Below are 1023 nucleotides of genomic sequence, written 5' to 3' on the forward strand. Positions count from 1 at the left end.
GAGCGACCTCAAGGTGACGCTCGCTCCGCTCCTCTCGCATCGCGTCCCGGCGACTGGCGCCCCGCAACTGCTTGGCACGGTTCTGCGCCATCCGACCGGCATCATCCGACAGGCTCCGCACCCGCTCACGAGCTGCCCGCCGCTCGATCGCCGTGGCGGCAGGGCCAAGGTGAACACCCGGGCGGCCTGATCCGGTCACGAGGGTCGAACCCGCGTTCGGCGTCCCGCCTGGCGAAGCTGCGGTGATCCACCCGCACCGTCTCCCGTGCCCGCTCCAGGGCCGCATTCACCTGCTTCGCCCATAGCTCCCGCAGCGCCTCGATCTCGACCCCCGAGGTCTTGGGGCTGTCCAGAACCCGCGTCTTGGCCCCCAGCCCGTTCTCGTTCGCCGCCCGTGTGGTGGTCAGGATGTGAGCGTGCCAGTTCCGCTGGTCGCCCTCACGGTGCGGCGCGTGCAACGCCACGTCCGCCACCACCCCGAACCGCTCCACCACGGCCTCAGCGAACTGCCGGGCCAGAGCTTCCCGCTCGGGAGCGGAAAGCTCCGCCGGCAGGGCAAGCTCGTATTCCCGCGCCACCTTGGCGTCCTTCCGGGCCTCCGCGGCCTCCGCCCGGTTCCACAGCCCGGACCGGTCCGAAGCCCATGCTTCGGCACCGGCAGGCGCGACGATGAACGACGACAACACGCCGCCCTTCCGCGTGTAGTCGTGCGTCACACCGTCGCGCTCGTTGGTCAGGCGCTCACCGCTCCGATAGGCGGCAGCACCGACCGCGCTACGCCCGGTCGAACGGCTGACCGCCTTCGCTGAGAGATGGTATGACGCCACGTGCCAACGACCGCCTTCTGTTGCCTGACCGGCGAGGTCCGCACGCATTGCCGCAGGCAATGCTAAAGTGCGCACTTCCTCACTTGCTCGGAAGTGTCTCACCGCTTGGTCATGGTCGTCAATATCGGATACGTTGGCATGTTTTGACGCCAACAAGGAGGCAGAAATGCCGGATCAACTCGACGCACAAATCGCC

At 68.0% G+C, this 1023-nt stretch carries 1 protein-coding gene; it reads right to left on the bottom strand.

Annotated features, from left to right (window positions below; genetic code table 11):
- Positions 1 to 125: 125 nt before the first annotated feature.
- A complete protein-coding gene (gene mobQ / locus RT91_RS19770; RefSeq protein ID WP_240314391.1) occupies positions 126 to 827 on the bottom strand; it encodes a MobQ family relaxase in 702 nt (233 codons plus the stop codon).
- Positions 828 to 1023: the final 196 nt, after the last annotated feature.

The sequence above is a fragment of the Acidiphilium sp. JA12-A1 genome (genome assembly GCF_000724705.2).
GTDB classification, from domain to species: Bacteria; Pseudomonadota; Alphaproteobacteria; order Acetobacterales; family Acetobacteraceae; genus Acidiphilium; species Acidiphilium multivorum.